Annotated in this window: 16 protein-coding genes; 11 read left to right on the top strand and 5 right to left on the bottom strand. The window is 70.6% G+C overall.

All coding sequences use genetic code 11. The features are described 5' to 3' along the window. Positions 1–15: 15 nt before the first annotated feature. Positions 16–837, bottom strand: coding sequence for a nitrilase-related carbon-nitrogen hydrolase (locus HWX36_RS16250; RefSeq protein WP_175953057.1), 822 nt, complete (start codon positions 835–837; stop codon positions 16–18). Positions 838–1,012: 175 nt separating this feature from the next. Further along, a complete protein-coding gene (locus tag HWX36_RS16245; protein WP_175953056.1) occupies positions 1,013–1,804 on the bottom strand; it encodes a helix-turn-helix transcriptional regulator in 792 nt (263 codons plus the stop codon). Between the two features lie 105 nt (positions 1,805–1,909). On the opposite strand from HWX36_RS16245, the gene HWX36_RS16240 reads away from it, so the two are divergent. From HWX36_RS16240 to HWX36_RS37630, 4 genes are read left to right on the top strand one after another with little or no spacing between them, the layout of a single operon-like run. Beyond that, on the top strand, positions 1,910–2,677 hold the full coding sequence (locus HWX36_RS16240) for a hypothetical protein (RefSeq protein WP_175953055.1): 768 nt from the start codon (positions 1,910–1,912) through the stop codon (positions 2,675–2,677). A 56-nt stretch (positions 2,678–2,733) separates the two neighbouring features. Continuing rightward, positions 2,734–3,546 (top strand): topoisomerase IV, encoded by an 813-nt coding sequence (locus tag HWX36_RS16235; protein WP_175953054.1) that lies wholly within the window; start codon positions 2,734–2,736, stop codon positions 3,544–3,546. A gap of 25 nt (positions 3,547–3,571) precedes the next feature. Continuing rightward, positions 3,572–3,733, top strand: coding sequence for a hypothetical protein (locus HWX36_RS16230; RefSeq protein ID WP_175953053.1), 162 nt, complete (start codon positions 3,572–3,574; stop codon positions 3,731–3,733). Next, on the top strand, positions 3,730–3,855 hold the full coding sequence (locus HWX36_RS37630) for a hypothetical protein (protein ID WP_279613388.1): 126 nt from the start codon (positions 3,730–3,732) through the stop codon (positions 3,853–3,855). The genes HWX36_RS16230 and HWX36_RS37630 overlap by 4 nt, the downstream gene beginning before the upstream one ends. 144 nt (positions 3,856–3,999) lie before the next feature. Here the strand turns inward: HWX36_RS37630 and HWX36_RS16225 are convergent, their stop codons facing one another. Both HWX36_RS16225 and HWX36_RS16220 read right to left on the bottom strand, forming a co-directional pair. Further along, positions 4,000–4,929 carry a phosphatidate cytidylyltransferase gene (locus HWX36_RS16225; protein WP_175953052.1) on the bottom strand — a complete coding sequence of 310 codons (930 nt, stop codon included), beginning with the start codon at positions 4,927–4,929 and terminating at the stop codon, positions 4,000–4,002. Positions 4,930–4,966: 37 nt separating this feature from the next. Next, positions 4,967–5,599, bottom strand: coding sequence for a lysophospholipid acyltransferase family protein (locus HWX36_RS16220; protein WP_166962972.1), 633 nt, complete (start codon positions 5,597–5,599; stop codon positions 4,967–4,969). Positions 5,600–6,065: 466 nt separating this feature from the next. Between HWX36_RS16220 and HWX36_RS16215 the strand changes: the two genes are divergently transcribed. The 4 genes from HWX36_RS16215 (at position 6,066) to HWX36_RS16200 (ending at position 10,377) form a co-directional block, all read left to right on the top strand. Beyond that, on the top strand, positions 6,066–6,671 hold the full coding sequence (locus HWX36_RS16215) for a CDP-alcohol phosphatidyltransferase family protein (protein ID WP_041492804.1): 606 nt from the start codon (positions 6,066–6,068) through the stop codon (positions 6,669–6,671). 81 nt (positions 6,672–6,752) lie between these two features. Beyond that, positions 6,753–8,522 carry a bifunctional alpha/beta hydrolase/class I SAM-dependent methyltransferase gene (locus tag HWX36_RS16210; RefSeq protein ID WP_175953051.1) on the top strand — a complete coding sequence of 590 codons (1,770 nt, stop codon included), beginning with the start codon at positions 6,753–6,755 and terminating at the stop codon, positions 8,520–8,522. After that, positions 8,519–9,925, top strand: a complete 1,407-nt coding sequence (locus HWX36_RS16205; RefSeq protein ID WP_175953050.1) for a phosphatase PAP2/dual specificity phosphatase family protein — start codon at positions 8,519–8,521, stop codon at positions 9,923–9,925. Before HWX36_RS16210 ends, HWX36_RS16205 begins: the two co-directional genes overlap by 4 nt. Further along, a complete protein-coding gene (locus HWX36_RS16200) occupies positions 9,925–10,377 on the top strand; it encodes a hypothetical protein (RefSeq protein ID WP_175953049.1) in 453 nt (150 codons plus the stop codon). Before HWX36_RS16205 ends, HWX36_RS16200 begins: the two co-directional genes overlap by 1 nt. A gap of 81 nt (positions 10,378–10,458) precedes the next feature. Here the strand turns inward: HWX36_RS16200 and HWX36_RS16195 are convergent, their stop codons facing one another. Beyond that, the gene (locus tag HWX36_RS16195) at positions 10,459–11,481 is read right to left on the bottom strand and encodes a sensor domain-containing diguanylate cyclase (protein ID WP_175953048.1); all 1,023 of its coding nucleotides are present in this window, start codon (positions 11,479–11,481) and stop codon (positions 10,459–10,461) included. Positions 11,482–11,959: 478 nt separating this feature from the next. On the opposite strand from HWX36_RS16195, the gene bcsB reads away from it, so the two are divergent. Genes bcsB through HWX36_RS16185 form a run of 3 tightly spaced genes read left to right on the top strand, consistent with a single transcriptional unit; the run spans position 11,960 to position 19,374 of the window. Further along, positions 11,960–14,257, top strand: coding sequence for a cellulose biosynthesis cyclic di-GMP-binding regulatory protein BcsB (bcsB, locus tag HWX36_RS16190; RefSeq protein WP_244136434.1), 2,298 nt, complete (start codon positions 11,960–11,962; stop codon positions 14,255–14,257). 3 nt (positions 14,258–14,260) lie between these two features. Continuing rightward, positions 14,261–15,490 (top strand): cellulose synthase complex periplasmic endoglucanase BcsZ, encoded by a 1,230-nt coding sequence (gene bcsZ / locus HWX36_RS37175; RefSeq protein WP_244136433.1) that lies wholly within the window; start codon positions 14,261–14,263, stop codon positions 15,488–15,490. Further along, a complete protein-coding gene (locus tag HWX36_RS16185) occupies positions 15,475–19,374 on the top strand; it encodes a cellulose synthase subunit BcsC-related outer membrane protein (RefSeq protein WP_175953047.1) in 3,900 nt (1,299 codons plus the stop codon). Before bcsZ ends, HWX36_RS16185 begins: the two co-directional genes overlap by 16 nt. The last annotated feature ends 9 nt before the right edge of the window (positions 19,375–19,383 follow it).

The raw sequence follows: 19,383 nt of genomic DNA, 5'->3' as shown, positions 1-19,383 counted from the left end.
CGGGCGGGCAAGCGCTTACGGAATCAGCAGTTCGCGAAGGCCGTTGGCGTGCTCGATGCGTTCGCCCGCGATGGGCAGGCGCTGATCCCGGCGATAGTCGTAGACCGCACGCGACGCGGCGAGCTGGTCGAAATCGAGTTCGACCGCATGACGTGATTCGGTATGGCCGGCCTCGAAGATCAGGTTGCCGAACGGATCGGCCGCGAGGCTGCCGCCCGCGAACACGACGTCGTGCGTGCTGCCGCCGACGCGGTTGGCGACTACCGCGAACACCTGGTTCTCCATCGCCCGCGCCGTTGCCGACGTGCGGTGGACCGGGCGGTACGGCTCCATGTTGCCGTCGGTGATGAGGATCAGCTCGGCGCCGAGTGCGGCGAGCGCGCGACCGGTTTCGGGGAATTCGTTGTCGTAGCAGATCAGCAGGCCGATCCGTGCGCCGCGCCATTCGATCGTCGCGTAGCGGTCGCCGGGCAGGACGACGCCGCGCTCGCTCACCCACAGGTGGGTCTTGCGATAGCGCAGCGCGATGCCGTCCGGCGTGACGAACACGGTGGTGTTGTAGAAGCGGCCGCCGTCGTTCTCGATCAGCCCGACCACGACCGCCACATCGCGTGCACGCGCGGCCGCGATGACCGCCGCGACGCTCGCGCCGTCGAGCGGCTCGGCGCATTCGGCAAGATTCGACGGATCGAGGAAGCCGGTGAGCTGCGCTTCCGGAAACATCACGATGTCGGTGCCCGGGGCGCAGGTGGCGATCGCTTCGAGCGTGCGCTGCAGGTTGTAGTGCGTGTCGCCGTCGCGGCCGGCGAGCTGGACGATATCGAGCTTCAGTTTCATGGCGATTTTGGTGGCAGGGGCCCGTCGCCGGTGGCGCCGGAAGGGGGTAAGGAGGCCCCAGTATGCGCCGAAGCGGCGGATTTCCCATCCCGCCGGCGCGTTAACCCTTCGGGGGTATTGATCCGTGACGCCGCCAGTGGCGGCGAGCGCCGACATGCGTGACCCGCGACGCTTGTCAGGGGCCGGTCTGCGCGTTCAGGAACAGCGAGAACAGCTCCGATTGCGAGTTGATGGCGAGCTTTCCGTAGATGTTGCGGCGATGCACCTTGACCGTTTCGGCGGAAATCGACAGCTTGTTCGCGACTTCCTTGTTCGAGCGCCCGCTCAGGATCAGCCGGATCACGTCGAGCTCGCGTGCGGTCAGCGGCGTGCCGAGCCGCGCCATCGCCTGCTCGAAGCCGTCGTGCGCGCCGGGCCGGCGCGGCGGCGCAGGGTCCGCGGTTGCAGGCTCGAACGCGAGCCGCTGCCGCATCAGCGCGGCCACCCACGGCCGGATCAGGTCGAGCAGCGCAACCTGCTCGGGGCTGAAACGCCGCTTGCTGCCGAGCGACAGGCACAGCGTGCGCGCGTCGTCGAGCACGACGTTGAACTGCACCTCGTCCTCGACGACGTTGTGCGTGAAATAGCGCGTGTAGTACTCGGTATCGCGGAAGCACTCGGGCGCAACGTCGGACAGCCGGAACAGGCCGCTCTTCGGTGCGTCGCGGTTCGCGATGTAGAACGGGTCGAGCTGGTACAGGCCCTGCACGTAGTCGCGGAACAGCGGGTCGGGGCCGCCGCCCTCGTACGGGCATTCGGCGAACACCTGCGGGCGGCCGTCGCCGAACGTCAGCGCGACCCAGCTGTCGACCGCGACGTATTCCTCGATCAGCCGGATCAGCGCCAGCCAGAAGCCCGGCTGATCGAGCGACTCGATGAGCCGCCCGACCGACCGGTGCCATGCGACATCCTGCAAGGTGAGGTTCATGCGTAGGTCCATGTCGGCAGGTGCGATGCGCGTTTGCGGTGCCGCGCCGTGCGTGTACGCTACGGGCTCGCGGGCAGATTCCCGTGCGCATCGAACGGAGCCTGGGTGAAGAACGAGATCGTAACGCCGGCCGGCGCGAATGGCGAGGCCGTACGCCGCCGCCGGTTCGCCGCGGTTGCCGCCGTGCATGCTGCCATGGCATGGTCGGGCGCAATGGCCGTACAGACGGCCGCCGCCGCGCCACTGGCGTCGTGCAACGATCAACTGACGCGGTTGATCGTGCCGGCACTGCGGCAGACACAGATGAACCGGCGCGACATCCGTGCCGACGTGGACGAGCGTGACGGCGACGTCTACCGCGTCAGGCTGTACACGATACCGGACCACCCGGGCACCCCGAATCGCGAGGCGACGATCGGCTGGGTGACGCTCGATCCGCAGGCGATGCGTGCGCTCGACGTCACGCGCGATCCGGACCGGCCGGACGTGCTGAATATCGACCGGCGCGCGTTGTCGCGATTCGTGTCGACGTGCATTGCCCTGGCGGCGCCGGCCGCCCCCGTGCGCAACGCCGTCGATTGCGATGCGCTGAACCGCCGCGCGCAGGCGCAGGGCGATGATGTGACGGGCAGCGACGCCGGGCGCGTCGTCACCGGCAAGGGGCGCCTGCCGTTCTATTCCGCGCCGGACGACGCATGCCGGATCGACGGGCTGTTCATCGTCGAGCACGACCACGTCGATGCGCGCACCGACTATGGCCGCTTCACGTCGGTCGTCTATCTGAATCCGCGCACACGCGGCATCGCCGAAGGGTGGGTGCCAGCCGCGCGGCTGAAGCCGGACGGCACCGGCATCGCGCCACGGCAACCGTGATCGTGTGTGCCCGCCACCCTTCGCCCCACACCTTTTCGACCAGAACGATCCTCGTCATGACAGTCCCGCACCGGAACAAGCATCTGAAGCCGCTCGCCGCGCTGGGCGCACTCGCGGCGCTCACCGCACTCTCCGCGTTGTCGCCCATCCAGGCGGCCGAGCCTGCGCAGCCCGACCATCAACTGAAAACCTTTCTCCACGACACTTACGGCAAGTGGCGCGCGGACCGCAAGGGCTGGCAGGCGGACGGGGACGATTTTGTCCATGCGCCGTGCGGTTCGCTGCGCGTCGCGACCGCGGATGGCCCGCGCACGCTGCTCGCGATGTGCGGCGAGACCGCGGCAGCGGTGCAGAACGGGATGCCCGGGATGGATTCGGACGCGACGACCGGCACGATCGACCTGTACGTGCTGAAGCCGGCGGCGGACGGCAAGACGCTCGAGCCGGTCATGAAGAAAACGGAGATCGCGTCGGGCGGGCGCGGCGAGCCTGGCACCGTGCGCATCGAGCGGCTCGGGCCGCATTTGTTCGGGTTCGTCATCGGCGAAAGTGACATGCGGCAAGGCTATTCGCAAAGCTTCCGCTCGATCTGGCTGCCGGTCGGCAATGCACTGGTGCTGGCGGCGGCGCGCATCGACGAGGCGCTCGACAACGCGGATTCGACCGACTGTGCGAACGCCCGGGCGCGCTGCGAGCAACGTCGCTTCGAGATCACGCCGGACCTGACCGGCACCGGCGACGTGTATCCGTTGACGGTCACGGAAACGGGCACGCGCGGCGACAAGACGATCCGCGCACGCTACACGGTGAAGTTCGACGCGGTGCGTGGCCGCTACGTCGTGCCGAAGGCATTGCGCGAAGGGTACTGAGGGGTGCTGCCGCACCGGCTGGGTGTTGAGCAACGCGCTGTCGACACGCGCGGTGGCGGGCATCGACGCGTATGCCGCGCTCGACGCGAACGGCAACGCGCGCCGCTTCGACCCGAACGGCGACATCGTCGTCGAGGCGACCGGCTCGACGCGCGCGAGGTGCGCCGGCTCGGCCTCGCGGCGATGAACGCATCAGGAAACGGCGGTATCGACAACCGGGCCGGTGCACGGATCAGCAGTGGCGGCGTCGTGAAGGCGAACGAGCGGGTGGACAACTCAGGCGAGATCGAGCAGTACGTCAAGCGTTGATTTGCCAGGGTCTTCCGGTCGCGACCTGCGTTGCCGGAAGACTGCCGCGCGACGCGTCGCGCGGGTTCGGGGCGCCGGTCGCGCGCAACGCGCGGCCGGCACACGCGGGCGCACGTGGCCGGCACCGGCCGGCGCGCCCGCGCATCACACGTACAGATACCGCACGAGGTGGAAGAACACCGGCGCGGCGAAGCAGATCGAGTCGACGCGATCGAGCATCCCGCCGTGGCCCGCGATCATCGAGCCCCAGTCCTTGGTGCCGAGCGAGCGCTTGACGGCCGACAGCACGAGGCCGCCGACGAAGCCGGCGATCACGATCGCGAGCGAGATGCCGAACGCCGACCCGAAGCTGAACGGCGTCACGCGATACAGCGATGCGCCGCACAGCGTGGCCAGCAGGCCGCCCCCGACGAACCCTTCGATCGTCTTCGACGGCGACAGCTGCGGCGCGATCTTGCGCTTGCCGAACAGCTTGCCGACCACGTACTGCAGCACGTCGCTGATCTGCACGACGAACAGGAAGAAGAACAGCAGCAGCGCGTTCTGCCCCGTGTAGTGCGGAATGTCGAGGATCAGCACGGCCGGCGCATGGCTCAACCCGTAGACGCACACCATCAGCGCCCAGTTGATCTTCGCGTTGCGGCTCAGGAATTCGCGCGTGTCCTGCGTGAGCGCCGACACGAGCGACATCGCGAAGAACAGGTGCACGGGCACGAAGATCGAATACATCCCGTACCAGTTGATCCCGAGCAGCAGGTACTGCACGGGGATCGCGATGAAGAACGCGATGAACAGCGTCGTATGGTCGCTCGCGGTGGTGGGCGTGAGCGTGATGAATTCACGCAGCGTCAGGTAGGACAGCACCGCGAACACCAGGTACGTGATGCTGTTGCCGAGGCCGATCGCGATGGCCATGATGGCGATCATCGCCCACCACGCGCGGATGCGCTGGTTCAGGTTGACGATGGTCGCGCTCGTGCCGCCGCTGCGTGCGCCGAGGATCGCGCCGATCACGGTCGCGAGGACGAGCACGCCCGTGACGCCCGCGACCAGTTCCCAGAAAATTGTTCGCATATTTGATATCCGGAAAAGGGAGAAGAGGGCGCCGCGTTCAGCCGGCCGGCCGCTGCGGCGGCGCGAGCGCGACGATCGCGTCGCGCATGCGGGCGAGGAAGGTCGGCTTGTCTTCCTGGGCGCCGAGCGCATCGTTCGCGCCGAAGTGCACCTTGCAGATCAGCGGCACCGGCCAGATCGCGCCCTTCGGCATGATCCGTTGCAGGTTCTCGAGATAGACGGGCGCGAGTGCGACGTCCGGAAACTCGGTCGCGAGGTGGAACAGCCCGCTCTTGAACGGCTGCGGCAGGATCTCCGCGCCGCGCGTGCCTTCCGGAAAGATGATGATCGAATGGCCCTGCTTGAGCGCGTCGCGCACCGGGTCGAGCGGGTCGCCGCCGGATTCGCGGTGGCGGTCGATCAGCACGACGTTCAGCAGCTTTTGCGCGATGTGGCGCTTCATGTCGCTGCTGTCCCAGTAGTCGCGCGCGGCGACCGGCCGCACGACCGCGCGCACGTTGCGCGGCAGCGCGGCGAGGATCGCGAGCGTGTCGATGTGGCTCGTATGGTTCGAGAAGTAGATCTTCTGCGTCGGCGATGGCGGCGCCTGATGCCAGACCGGATACGCGCCGGCGACGAGCCGCACGATGGACAGCAGGAAATCGCGCTGCCAGACGTTGAGGATGTTCATCGGCGCTGCGCCTCCTGCCTGCCTGCATGGCCCGCTGCGCACGAGCAGCGGGCGGAGCCCCGGAATGCCGGCGCGGCAGGATGCGCGCCGGACGGCCCTTGTTTAAATTTTTTCAAATTCGTGGCTGCCTGTCGCAGGTCCGCGATAATCGGACGATTCGCCGTCTCACGCTGATGCGTCGCGGCGAATGAGCCGGCCGGCGGCGTGATAATCGGCTGTTGCACGAGTGCCCGTTTGCAGTTCGAATGGATCTCGCCGCGATCGGGCCAGCGGATTATCGCGAGTTTCCGCCAAAAACGCCAGATTCGCGCCGCGCGTGCGGGCCGGGCGCATGCTTGACGCATCGGGGCCGCTCGGCGACGATTAGGCCCGTCCATGGAAGGCGCTTCAAGATCCTTCAAGTCCGTTTCGCCGCCCGGGGCATGGTGGCGGGAAACGTATCCGACTGTGCCGCACAAATAAAACGATGAGCCTCTACGCACTCAAACCCAAATTCCAGAACCGTCTGCGCCCGTTCGCGAACGCGCTCGCCGAGCGCGGCGTCACGGCCAACCAGGTCACGCTGTTCGCGGCCGGCGGCTCGATCGTCGTCGGCGCGCTCGCCGGCCTCGGCGTGTTTGCCCGCGCACTGTTCCTGCTGATCCCGCTGTGGCTGTTCGCGCGGATGGCGCTCAACGCGATCGACGGGATGCTCGCGCGCGAACACAACCAGAAGAGCACGCTCGGCGCATACCTGAACGAACTCGGCGATGTCGTGTCCGATATCGCGCTGGTGCTGCCGTTTCTCGCGATTCCCGTGTTCGCTCCGGCAGACGTCTGGCTGTTCGCGCTGACGGCGGTGATCGTCGAATGCGCGGGGCTGATCGGCCCGCTGGTCGGCGTGAGCCGCCGCTACGACGGCCCGTTCGGCAAGAGCGACCGCGCGCTCGCCCTCGGCGCGTTCGCACTGTGGATCGGGCTCGGGTTTCCGGTCGGCGGCGTTGCCGCGTGGCTGTGGCGGCTGCTGATCGTGCTGTCGATCGTGACCGTGGTGCGGCGCGTGCAGGCCGGCATCGCGGAAAAGGGCGGTTGAAAGGGGAGTTGGAGCGGTTGCGGTACCGGGCGCCGGAGGGCGGCGCACCAAGATTCGAATAACGAAACGAGAGAGAAACGCATGAGCGCACGCATGGCCCGCGAGGCCGACTTCATCACGCACGACGGCGAAACGCTGTTCTATCGTCACTGGCCCGCCACGGGCGCACGCTGTCGCGGCGCAATCGTGCTGCTGCATCGCGGCCACGAACACTCGGCGCGCGTCGCGCACTTGGTCGACGAGCTCGACCTGCCCGAATTCGCGTTCTTCGCGTGGGATGCGCGCGGCCACGGCCGCTCGCCGGGCGCGCGCGGCTACAGCCCGAGCGCGGCCGCGTCGGTGCGCGACCTGCAGACCTTCGTCGAACATATCCGCGACACGCACGGCATCGCGATCGAGGACATGGCCGTGGTCGGCCAGAGCGTCGGTGCGGTGCTCGCGGCGACCTGGGCGCACGATTATGCGCCGCCGATCCGCGCGCTCGTCGTCGCGTCGCCGGCGTTCCACATCAAGCTCTACGTGCCGTTCGCGCGGCCGGGCCTGCGGCTGATGCACAAGCTGCGCGGCCTGTTCTACGTGAACAGCTACGTGAAGCCGAAATTCCTCACGCACGATCCCGAGCGGATCGCGAGCTATGCGTCCGATCCGCTGATTACGCGGCCGATCGCGGTCAACATGCTGCTCGACCTGCACGACACCGCGCGGCGGATCGTCGCCGACGCGGCCGCGATCACCGTGCCGACGCAGCTGCTGATCTCGGGCGCCGACTGGGTCGTGCATCGCGGCCCGCAGGACCGCTTCTTCGAACGCCTCGGCGCCGCGCGCAAGGAGCGCATCGTGCTGCCGGGTTTCTATCACGACACGCTCGGCGAACGCGACCGTGCACAGGCGCTCGCGCCGCTGCGTGCATTCGTGTTGCGCGAATTCGATGCGCCGAGCCCGCGCGTGTCGCTCGCCGACGCCGACCGGCGCGGCGCGTTCCACGATGAATACGCGGCGCTCGGCCGGCCGCCGGCGAATGCGTTCGCGCGGGCGTACTGGGCGCTCGCGCGGGCCGGCCTGAAGGCCGGCGGCGCGCTGTCGGACGGCATCGCGCTCGGGCTGCGGCTCGGCTTCGATTCGGGCTCGACGCTCGACTATGTGTATCGCAACCGCGCACAGGGGCGGTTCGGCGTCGGCGCGCTGATCGATCGCACGTATCTCGATTCGCCGGGCTGGGTCGGCATCCGCCAGCGCAAGGTGCATCTGCAGGAACTGATCGGCGCGGCGATCGGCCGCTTGCGCGGCCACGGCGCGCCGGTGCGGATCGTCGACATCGCGGCCGGGCACGGGCGCTACGTGCTCGACGCGATCGCGTCGGCCGCCGAACGCGACGGCGCGGCGCCCGACGACATCACGCTGCGCGACTACAGCCCGCCGAACGTCGAGGCCGGGCGCGTGCTGATCGCGCAGCGCGGCCTCGAGCCGATCGCGCGCTTCGAGCGCGGCGACGCGTTCGACGAGGCGTCGCTCGCGGCGCTCGAGCCGCGTCCGACGCTCGCGATCGTGTCGGGCCTCTACGAGCTGTTCGGCGAGAATTCGCTGATCGAGCGCTCGCTGCGCGGGCTCGCGCAGGCCGTGCCGCCGGGCGGCTATCTCGTCTATACGGGGCAGCCGTGGCATCCGCAGCTCGAATTCATCGCGCGCGCGCTGAACAATCACCGCGGCGAAGCGACCTGGGTGATGCGCCGCCGCTCGCAGGCCGAGATGGACGAGCTCGTCGCGCGCGCGGGTTTCCGCAAGCTCGACCAGCGGATCGACGCAATGGGCATCTTCACGGTCAGCCTCGCGCAGCGGGTCGACGCGTCATGAGCGCGCTCGACGGCGGCGCGAGCGGCCTCGCCGAGGCGGCCTCGGCGGCCGGCGCGCGCGACGCGTCGTTCGCGCTGCGCTTCGGCTGGCTCGCGGCGATGGGCGCCGTGTTCTTCTCGACCTACGGCTTCGCGAACTGGCTCGCCGCGCGCCGCGCGGCGGTGCCGACCTTCGCGTTCGGCTGGGAGCACGCGATCCCGTTCGTGCCGTGGACGATCGTGCCGTACTGGTCGATCGACCTGCTGTATGCGCTGTCGTTCTTCTTCTGGACGCGCCGCGCCGACCTGCTCGATCACGTGAAGCGGCTGTTGACCGTGCAGTTGATATCGGTCGCATGCTTCATCGCGTGGCCGCTGCGCTTCGGGTTCGAGCGGCCCGACGCGGGCGGCGTGGCCGGCGCGCTGTTCACGCTGCTGATGGGCTTCGACAAGCCGTTCAACCAGGCGCCGTCGCTGCACATCGGGCTGCTCGTCGTGCTGTGGGCCGTCTATGCGAAGCACCTGCGCGGCACGCTCGCGCGTGCCGTGCTGCACCTGTGGTTCGCGGCGATCGGCGTGTCGGTGCTGACCACTTACCAGCATCACGCGATCGACGTGCCGACCGGCGCGGCCGTCGGCTGTCTCGCGCTGTTCCTGTTTCCGCTGCGCGATGCCGCGGGCCGGCTGCCGGGCGCCGATGCGTCGCCGGGTGCGGCCGGCCGTGCGCTCGCGCGCCGCTATGCGCTCGGCGCGGCGGTGGTCGCGCTCGCGGCGCTCTGGTGCGTGCCGCGCGCGCCCGGCTGGGCGCTGGCGGCAGGGTGGGTCGCGCTGGCGCTCGCGTGTGTCGCGTGGATCTACCGGCGCGGCGCGCCCGGCGCATTCCAGAAGGACGCGCACGGGCGTTTTCCGGTCGTCATTCGCTGGCTGCTCGCGCCGACGATTGCGGGCGCGTTCATCAATTCGCGGCTGTGGACGCTCCGGCAGCCGGCGCCGGTGCGGATCGACGAGCGCGTATCGATCGGCCGCACGCCGACGACACGCGACGTGCGCCGCCACGGCTTCACGGCGCTGGTCGACCTGACCGCCGAGATGCCGCGCTGGACGTCGGTCGATGCAGCGCTCGCGTATGCGACCGTGCCGCAGCTCGACCTCGTCGCGCCGACGGCCGGGCAGCTCGCGCGGGCCGTCGCCGCGCTCGAACGCCTGCACGGGGAAGGGCGCGACGTGCTGGTCTGCTGCGCGCTCGGCTATGGGCGCAGCGTGCTGTGCGCCGCCGCATGGCTGGCGGTGCGACGCGGGTTCGGCGATGCGCGCGACGCGCTGGCCGCGGTGCGCGCGGTACGGCCGCATGCGGTGTGGTCGGATGACGGCGTGGCCGTGCTGCAGCACTGGATCGATCGCCGTCGGGGTGCGGGAGGTACGTGATGCGCGACCCGTCCGCAGCGTTCAGGATTGCCGCCGCGCGCGGCGCGCTCGATGCGGGCGCGTGGGCGATCGCGGCCGCGCTGGCCGCGTCCGGCGCGGGCTGGTGGATCGCATCGGGGTGGGCGCCGGCGACGATCGCCCGCGTGCTGCTGGCCGTCGTCAGCACCGGGTCGGGGATCGCGGCGCTGTGGTACGCGGTGAGGATCGAGATCGACCGCCGGTTGTTCGGCGCGCTCGCGCGTGCGGCGGCAGGCGAGGGATCGGCCGACGACGGGCTCGCGGCGCTCGACCGCGCGTTGGCCGATCTCGGCTGGATCGATGCGTCGAAGGCCGGACGCGCACTCGACGCACGCGTGCGCGGTGCGGCCGGGCTGTGCCGGGCCGGCGTGCTCGTCGCGATCGTCCAGTGGCTCGCGGTCGGGCTCGCGATCGCCGTTCCGCCGATCGGCTAGCGCCCGTTCAAGCCAGCCGCGGGCGGCCGAGGGTGTCGTTCCGCCCGCCGGCGCGTCAAGGAAGCCGCCTTCGAGTGTGCGTCATGCGTGCGCCGTCCGTTGCGGCCGCGTGCGCTTCACTTCATACATCGCCCGGTCCGCATGCTCGATCAGCGCGTTCATGTCGGTGCCGTCGTCGGGCAGCAGCGCGATGCCGACGCTGACGCCGAGTTGCATCGGGCGCCCCTCGAATTCGAACGGTTCGCCGACCTGACGCGCGAGCCGCGCGCTTTGCGCATGCGCATCGTCGCGGTTGCCGATGTTCGGCAGGATCACCGCGAATTCGTCGCCGCCGATGCGCGCAACCGTGTCCGAGCGCCGCACCGCACCCCGCATCCGCGTGGCGATCTCGCGCAACGCCGCATCGCCCGCACGGTGGCCGAACCCGTCGTTGATCGGCTTCAGCCCGTCCATGTCGATGTTGAGGATGCCGAGCCGGCCGTTCGCGCGCAGCGTCGTGTGCATCGACTGCCGCAGGCGGTCGTAGAACAGCGCGCGGTTCGGCAGACCCGTGAGCGCGTCGTGCGTCGCGCGCAGGTACAGTTCGTTCGCCTCGTTGCGCGCCGCATGGAACATGGCGGCGGCGATCATATCGGCCGTCAGCCGCAGCGTGCCGGCGTCGGCTTGCGAAAAGCCGTCGACTTCCGGCGACATCACCTTCAGCACGCCGACGGTCGTGTCGGCATGGGTGAGCGGCATCACGAGCATCGAGCGCAGGCCGACCCGCCGGCATGCGTCGCGATCGACGCGCGGGTCGGTTTCCGAATCGGTGCAGTGCAGCAACTCGCCTTGCTGCACGCACAGGCCCGACAGGCTGCCCGAGCGCCGCAGCCGCAGGCCGAGCATCCCGGCCGCGGTGCCCGACGCGGCGCGGTACACCATGTCGTCGCCCTCGGCGAATTCGACGGCGGCGGCGCTCGCGCCGGTGAGCTGCGGCACCTGCTCGGCCACATAGGCCATCACGCTGCCGAGATCGAGGCCGAGCTTCGCGATCTCGGTCTGCGCGGCAATGATGCGCAGCAGCGTATCGGGGGACGGAGTAGCAGTGCCGACGATTTGATTCAAGTCAGTTTTCCGTGAAAGAAAGCACGTCCGTGCGGCGCGGGATTGCGGTAGCATACGCGCCGCCTCGCGGCAGCGAGTTCCGGCGGGGCGGTTCGCAACGAACCGCCGCCGGCCAGCCGCACCGCGCCGGCAGTATGCCGTTCGGCTTGCCGGGCGACAACGGCGCAATTCTTACCATTCATCCCTCTCACGCAGCATTTCCGACCGGATCGAGGTTTTTTCGCTCGAACGTTGCGAATCGGGGTAAGTTTTGTCCTATTTTTGAGATAGTGTGACGAATGGGCAGGTGCCGGTGCCAGGCGCGTAGCCCGACGACGCGCGATTAAAGAAATCGCCGCGTTGTTTCGATAAATGAATCAGGCCAGTTAGAGATATGAGGGGAAGCAGTGGGGATGTTCACTCACGGGCATAGCTGCTTTGCGCGCATCGGTTTCGATGCGACGGATGACCGGATGATCCTGACGAAACGGAGCGGCGCATGAAGCCGGCCGTGTCGCTGCTCGTCCTCTCGGCCGCCATGGTCGGCGCTTTGCATGCCGCCGCGTTGTCGGCCGCGCCGATGCCGGCCGTGCCGGCCGCCGGCGCCGCATCCGGCGCTGTGCCCGCGGCGGCCAGCGCGGCCAGCGCGGCCGCCGCCGGCCTGCCGGCGACGACGGTGCGCCTGCCGTTCGCGTCACTCGGCGCGTTCGATCCGCTGCGCCTGCGCGGGGCTGATGATGCGCGCACGATCAATGCGGGCGTGCGGCTCGATCGCGTGGTCACCGGCGCGCGGCTGCGCCTGACCTACGCGTATTCGCCGTCGCTGGTGTTCCCGATGTCGCACCTGAAGGTGTCGGTGAACGGCGAGGTCGGCGCGACCGTCCCGTTCGACGCCGCACAGGCGGGCCGCACGGTCACGCAAGAGATCCCGATCGATCCGCGCTACTTCTCGGATTTCAACCAGATCGGCCTGCGCCTGATCGCGCACTACACGCTCGACCATTGCGAGGATCCGGCCAACTCGGCGCTGTGGGCCGACGTGAGCCCGAAGAGCGAGCTGATCCTCGACGAATCGCCGGTCCGCCTGCCGAACGATCTTGCGCTGCTGCCCGCGCCGTTCTTCGACCGGCGCGACAACGGCCGCGTGCGGCTGCCGTTCGTGCTGCCGGCGTCACCCGATTCGGCGACGCTGCGCAGCGCGGGCGTGCTGGCGTCGTGGTTCGGCGCGCTGGCCGACTACCGGCACGCGCGCTTCCCGGTGTCGTCCGGGCTGCCGGCCGACGACCAGGCGGTGGTGATCGGCACGGCCGCGAAGCTGCCGGCCGGCCTCGCGCTGCCGTCGATCAACGGCCCGCTGCTCGCCGTCGCCGACAACCCCGCCGCGCCGGGGCGCAAGCTGCTCGTCGTCACGGGCCGCACGGCGGCCGAGGTCGACGACGCGGTCGCGACGCTCGTGCTGGGCCGCGTGGCGCTGTCGGGGCCGTCGGCGACGGTCGCGCACGTCGATCTCGGCGCGCCGCGCAAGCCGTATGACGCGCCGCGCTGGCTACCCGTGAACCGGCCGATCGCGTTCCGCGAACTCGTATCCGACGTGCGCGAACTGGAAGTGCGCGGCACGACGCCCGACGCCATCCGCCTGAACCTGCGGGTGCCGTCCGACCTGCATTCGTGGAATGGCGCGGGCGTGCCGATCACGCTGCGCTACCGCTACACGGCGCCGACGGTGCAGGACAACTCGACCCTCGCCGTCGAGATCAACGACCAGCTCGTGAAGTCGTACCGGCTCGGGCCGGCTCATGCCGAGGACGCGCACGGCCGCATGCAGTTGCCGCTCCTGTCGGTGCCCGAAGGGCGCGTGACGAGCGACGTCGACATCCCGGCGTTCCGGGTCGGCAGCGGCAACCAGCTGCAGTTCCGTTTCACGCTCGACTCGCAGAAGACGGGCCTGTGCTCGAGCACGGCGACCGAGCCGCAGCGTGCGGCGATCGATCCCGATTCGACGATCGACTTCTCGCACTTCGTCCATTACGCGCAGTTGCCGAACCTCGCGTTCTTCGCGAACAGCGGCTTCCCGTTCACGCGTTTCGCCGACCTGTCGCAGACGGCCGTCGTGATGCCTGACCGGCCGTCGCCGCAGGAACTCGAGGCCTACCTGACGATGCTCGGCCACATGGGCGAATGGACCGGCTTCCCGGCGCTGCGCGTGCAGGTCGCGCGGCCCGGCGACGTCGCCGCGCTGTCGGGCAGCAAGGATCTCCTCGTGATCGACGGTTCGCCCGCGTCGCCGCTGCTCGCGCACTGGCGCTCGGCATTGCCGCTCGTGATCGGCGAGCAGGGCAGCGCCGGCGGCGAAGGCGCCGCGCGCGTCGCGTTCTCGGTGAAGGAGCGCTGGCGCAACGGCGTCGGCCTGACCGAAGGCGGCGCGCATATCGAGCAGACGGGCTCGCTCGCGGCGCTCGCCGGGTTCGAGCTGCCGGGCAGCCAGGGGCGCAGCGTCGTCGCGCTGACGGCGACTGACCAGCCGCGCCTCGGCGATCTGCTCGACGTGTTCGAGAACGCCGGGCTCGTGTCGCAGCTGCAGGGCGACCTTGCGCTGGTGCGGCCGGGGCAGGTGGACAGCCTGCGCGTCGGCGAGCCTTACGTGGTCGGCTTCGTGCCGTGGTATGAGCGCGTGTGGACGCATGCGGCGCGGCATCCGGTCGTGCTTGGCGCGGTCGGCGTCGTGGCGGGGCTGCTGCTCGCGCTCGGCGTGTTCAGCGTGCTGCAGAGAATCGCCGCGCGTCGACGGGGGATGTAACGGATGGCGCGGGCAATGGCGAAGCGACGGGCAATGCGGCCGGCGCGGCGCGGCGGCGCGGCACTCGCGCTGGCGGTGGCGGTGACGTGCGCGGCGGCCGGCATGGCCACGCGCGCGCAGGCCGCGGGGGCTGGTACGGCCGATGCTGCCGACGCGGGATGCGGCGCGGCGTGGCCGCGCTGGGACGCGTTCAAGCGTGATTTCATCTCAGCCGACGGCCGCGTGATCGACGTCGGTTCGGCCGATTCGCGCACGGTGTCGGAGGGGCAGGCGTATGGACTTTTCTTCGCGCTGGTCGCGAACGACCGGCGCATGTTCGACACGATCCTCGCATGGACCGAGAACAATCTCGCGCAGGGCGACCTGAGCGCGCACCTGCCGGCGTGGCTGTGGGGCCGTGCGCCCGACGGCGCGTGGCGCGTGCTCGACGCGAACGCGGCGTCGGACGCCGACCTGTGGATCGCGTATGCGCTCGTCGAGGCCGGGCGGCTGTGGCACGAGCGCAGCTACACGGCGCGCGGCGCGCTGCTCGCGAAGCGCGTGCTCGACGAAGAGACGGCGGCCGTGCCGGGCCTCGGCCTCACGCTGCTGCCCGGGCCGACGGGGTTCAAGCTCGCCGACGGCCAGTGGCGCGTGAATCCGAGCTATTCGCCGCCGCAGGTGATCCGCGCGCTGGGCGCGCGCCTGCCCGACGACAAGCGCTGGGCCGCGCTCGCCGCCAGCACCGGACGCGTGCTGCTCGACACCGCACCGAAAGGCTTTTCGCCCGACTGGGCGCTGTATCGCGCGGGCACGGGTTTCGGGCCCGATCGCGAGACAAAGGCGGAGAGCGCGTACAACGCGATCCGCGTGTATCTGTGGGCCGGCATGCTCGACCGCGCCGATCCGCTCGCCGCGCCGATGCTCGCGCGTTTTGCGCCGTTCGCCGACACCATCGCCGCACATGGCGCACCGCCCGAGCGGGTCGATACGACGACGGGCGTTGCCGGGCCGAACGACGGCAACGGCGGGTTCTCGGCGGCGGCCGTGCCGTTCCTCGACGCACGCGGCCAGCGCGCACTCGCGGATGCACAGGCGGCGCGTGTCGATACGCTCGCGCGCCAGTCGGCACCCGGTTACTACACGAGCGTGCTGACGCTGTTCGGGCTCGGCTGGCGCGACGGGCGCTACCGGTTCGGCGCGGACGGCACGCTCGACGCCCGCTGGGGAGGCCGCTCGTGCGCCGCCCGCTGAAGCGCGCCGCGCCGCACGTCGCGGGATTCGCGTGGCTCGCGTCGTCGGTGTGCGCGGCGGCGCCGGGCACCGCGGCGGACGCGACGATGGCGAACCCTGCGACACCGGCGACTGCCGCGTCCGCCGATGCGCGGCGCGAGCTCGACACGGCGCGGATGTGGGGCGTCAAGCATCGCGACGACCTTGCGCGCGATGCCCTGCGCAAGGGGCTGCTGATCGCGCCGGGCGATCCCGAACTGCTGGCCGAACAGGTGCGCGTGCTGCTGCGGCTCGGCGACGCGAAAGGCGCACAGGCGTCGCTCGCGCGCCTGCAGGCGCAGTCGCCCACTGCGCCCGCCACGCGGCGGGTCGCCGACGAATACCGCGTCGCGACGAGCGGGCGCGGCGAGATGGCGCAGATCCGCCTGCTCGCGCGCAGCGGCCGCGCCGACGAAGCAGCCCGGCGGATCGTCGCGTTGTATCCGAACGGCGCGCCGTCGGGTGCGCTCGGCGCCGAGTATTACGAAATCGTGTCGAATGCGCCGGGCGGTCGCGAGCCGGCGCTTGCCGCGCTGCGCCGCGCGGTCGCGGCCGATCCGCAGGACACGAGCGCGGCGATGGCGCTCGCGCGGCTCCTCAACCAGCGCGCCGACTCGCGGCCGGAGGCGAACCGGATCGCCTGGGCGCTTGCCAGGCGCACCGACGCCGACCATACGGAGGCGATGGCGCTGTGGCGGCGCGTGCTGCAGTCGGCCGGCAGCGATCCCGCGTATCTCGATGCGCTGCATGCGTATCTCGCGCTCGTCCCGGACGATACCGAATTCGTCGACCGGGCGGGGACCCTGGATCGCCAGCGCGACGCGCAGCGCCGGCTCGAATGCAATCCCGACTACATCGCGCAGCAGCGCGGCCTGCAGGCGCTCGCGCGCGGCGACCTGGCCGGCGCCGATCCGCTGCTGACGCGCGCCGCGCGCGCGCGTGCGGACGACGCCGACGCGGTCGGCGGGCTCGGCCTGCTGCGCCTGCGCGAAGGGCGGCACGACGAAGCGCGCGCGCTGTTCATGCGCGCCGCGACGCTTGCGACCGACCAGCGCGGCAAATGGCTGGGCCTCGCGCGCACCGCGCAATTCTGGGGACAGCTCGCGCAAGGCCGCGCGGCGGCCGCCGCGGGACGTCCGCAGGACGAAGAGCGCGCCGCACGCGCGGCACTCGCGATGCAGCCGGACAACCCGGACGCGAAGCTGCAGCTTGTCGACGCGTTGCTCGCGCAGCGCGACTGGGCGCGCGCGGAGCCGTTGCTGCGCGCGCTGCTGGCCGCGCGTTCGCCCGATCTCGCCGCCGTGCGCGGCACGGCCATGCTGTATGAGAACACCGGCCGCGCGGACCGGATCGGCCCGCTGCTCGACGCGCTGCAAGGCCGCGTGACGGGCCGCGACGATCGGCGTGCGCTCGACGGCCTGCGTGCCGACCTGCTGGCGAGCCAGGCGCGCGCGCTTGCGGACAAGGGCGAACGCGGGCCTGCGGCGCAGCGCTACGAGGCGGCCGTGCGCGCCGCGCCCGACGCGCCGTGGACGCGCTTCGCACTGGCGCGCCTCTATCGCGACATGGGGTTGCCGCAGCTCGGCCGCACGGTGATGGACGACGGGCTTGCGCAAGGCGCGACGCCCGAGATGCGCTACGCGACCGCGCTGTACCGCAATTCGCTCAATGACGTGGCGGGTGCGCGGGCCGCGCTCGCGCCGGTCGACGATGCGCACCGTTCGGACGGGATGCGTGCGCTCGCGCGCAAGCTCGACGCCGAAGGCGCACTGGCCGATGCACGCGGTACGCTCGCACGCGGCGACCGCGGCGACCGCGGCGACCGCGCGGCGTTCGCTGCGTCCCTCGCCCAGGCGCAGGCGAGTGCGCCGGACGACCCCGACATGCTCGCCGCGATCGGCGCGCAATGGATCGACGCGGGCGAACCCGAGCGCGGGCTCGCGCCGTTGCGCGACTGGATCGCGGCGCACCCGCGCGAAGCCGATGCGGACGTGCGGCTGCGCTACGGCGACCTGCTCGGCAGCGCGGGGCGCGACGACGCGCTCGCCGCGTGGCTCGACACGCTGCGCCGGGAACCGTCGCTGACGCCCGCGCAGACGGCGAGGCTCGAGGACCAGTCGCTGCGGCTCGTGCTGCGCCGGACGGACGACGCGATCGCGCGGCAGGATTACGCGCAGGCGCGCACGCTGCTCGACCGCGCGAGCCCGGCCGGTCGCGCGGACAAGCGCTATGCGCTCGAACTGGCCGATCTCGAGCGCGCGCAAGGCCATTACGACGCGGCACGCGCGGCGCTTGCACCCGTCGTCGCCCGCACGCCGGACGATGCCGATACGCAGCTCGCGCTGGCGCGCATCGACGAGGACAGCGGCAACCGGGCAGCGGCGCTGGCACGCGTGCAAGCGGTGCTCGCCCGCACGCCGGACGACGACGTCGACACGCAACTGTCGGCCGTGCGCCGCCTGAATGCGCTGCGTCGCCCGGACGAGGCCGCGCAAGTGACCGATCGGCTGCAGGCCGCGTATCCGGCGCGGGCGGACGTGACGGTCGCGGCCGGGCGCGTGGCCGAGGCACAGGGGCGCTACGACGACGCGGCGTCGCTGTACCGCTTGTCGCGGTCGCAGGAACGCACGGCGGGCGTGAGCCCGGGCCGCGACGGCCTGACGCCGGCGCAGGCGGCATTCGCGGATCTCGAGCAGCGGCGCAATCCCGAGATCGAGACCGGCTGGACGCCCGCGTACAAGTCGGGCGACGAAGGCATCTCGTCGTATCGCGCGCAGCAGGTGCCGATCTACCTGCAGGTGCCGATCCGCTACGACGGGCATGTGTTCGCGCAGATCGACACCGTGCATCTGGATCCGGGCACGCTCGACACGAGCAACCCGGACGCGTATTCGCTCAGCACGTTCGGCAGCTACGCGTCGCTCAAGGCGCGGAACGCGCTGACACCCGCAGAGATCGCCAATCCGCCGGGCTCGCTGCACCAGACGGCCACGGGTGTCGCGCTCGGCGCCGGCTATCTGACGGACGCATGGCGCTTCGACCTCGGCACGTCGCCGCTCGGTTTCCCCGTGCATTACCTGGTCGGTGGCGTGCGCTATCGCTTCGACGCGGGCCCGGCCAGCTTCTCGGTGAATGCGTCGCGGCGGCCGGAAACGAGCAGCGTGCTGTCGTACTCGGGGATGCGCGACCCATGGACGGGTGCGGTCTGGGGCGGCGTCCGGCGCGATGGCGCGAACCTGCGCGCGTCGGTCGACGTCGGCCGCACGAACCTGTTCGCGGAACTCGGCGCGGGCGTGCTGTCCGGCCGCAACGTCGAACGCAACGCGGAAGTCACGCTGCGCACGGGCTTCACGATGCCCGTGTACGAGCGTTCGACGATGAAGGTCAGCACCGGGCTCGTCGGCAATGCGTGGCACTACGCACAGAACCTGCGCTACTACACGTACGGGCAGGGCGGTTACTACAGCCCGCAACGCTACCTGTCGCTCGGCGTGCCGATCGAATGGGCGGGGCGGCACGATGCGCTGTCGTGGGACCTGACCGTCACGGGCGGGATCTCGAACAGCTACGAGAAGGATTCGCTGTATTACCCGCTGTCCTCGGACCAGCGGGCCGCGCAGGCGGCGGCCGGGTTCGTGTACGCGGGCAGCTCGACGCGCGGCGTGTCGTTCTCGTACGGCATCAACGGGATCGTCGAGTACCGCATGAACCCGCACCTGAGTGTCGGCGCGCAGTTGCAGGTCGACCGGTCGCACGACTACGCGCCGAGTTCGGCGCTCGTGTACCTGCGCTATGCGTTCGACGCGCGCGCGCAACGCAGCTGGCTCGTCACGCCGACGCCGGTGCGGCTTTATTCGGATTACTAGGGGAACGCC

This window comes from Burkholderia sp. BCC0405, assembly GCF_902833075.1.
Classification (GTDB): Bacteria; Pseudomonadota; Gammaproteobacteria; order Burkholderiales; family Burkholderiaceae; genus Burkholderia.
Note: the sequence above shows the minus strand (reverse complement) of the source record. Positions and strands in the feature narration are given on the sequence as shown.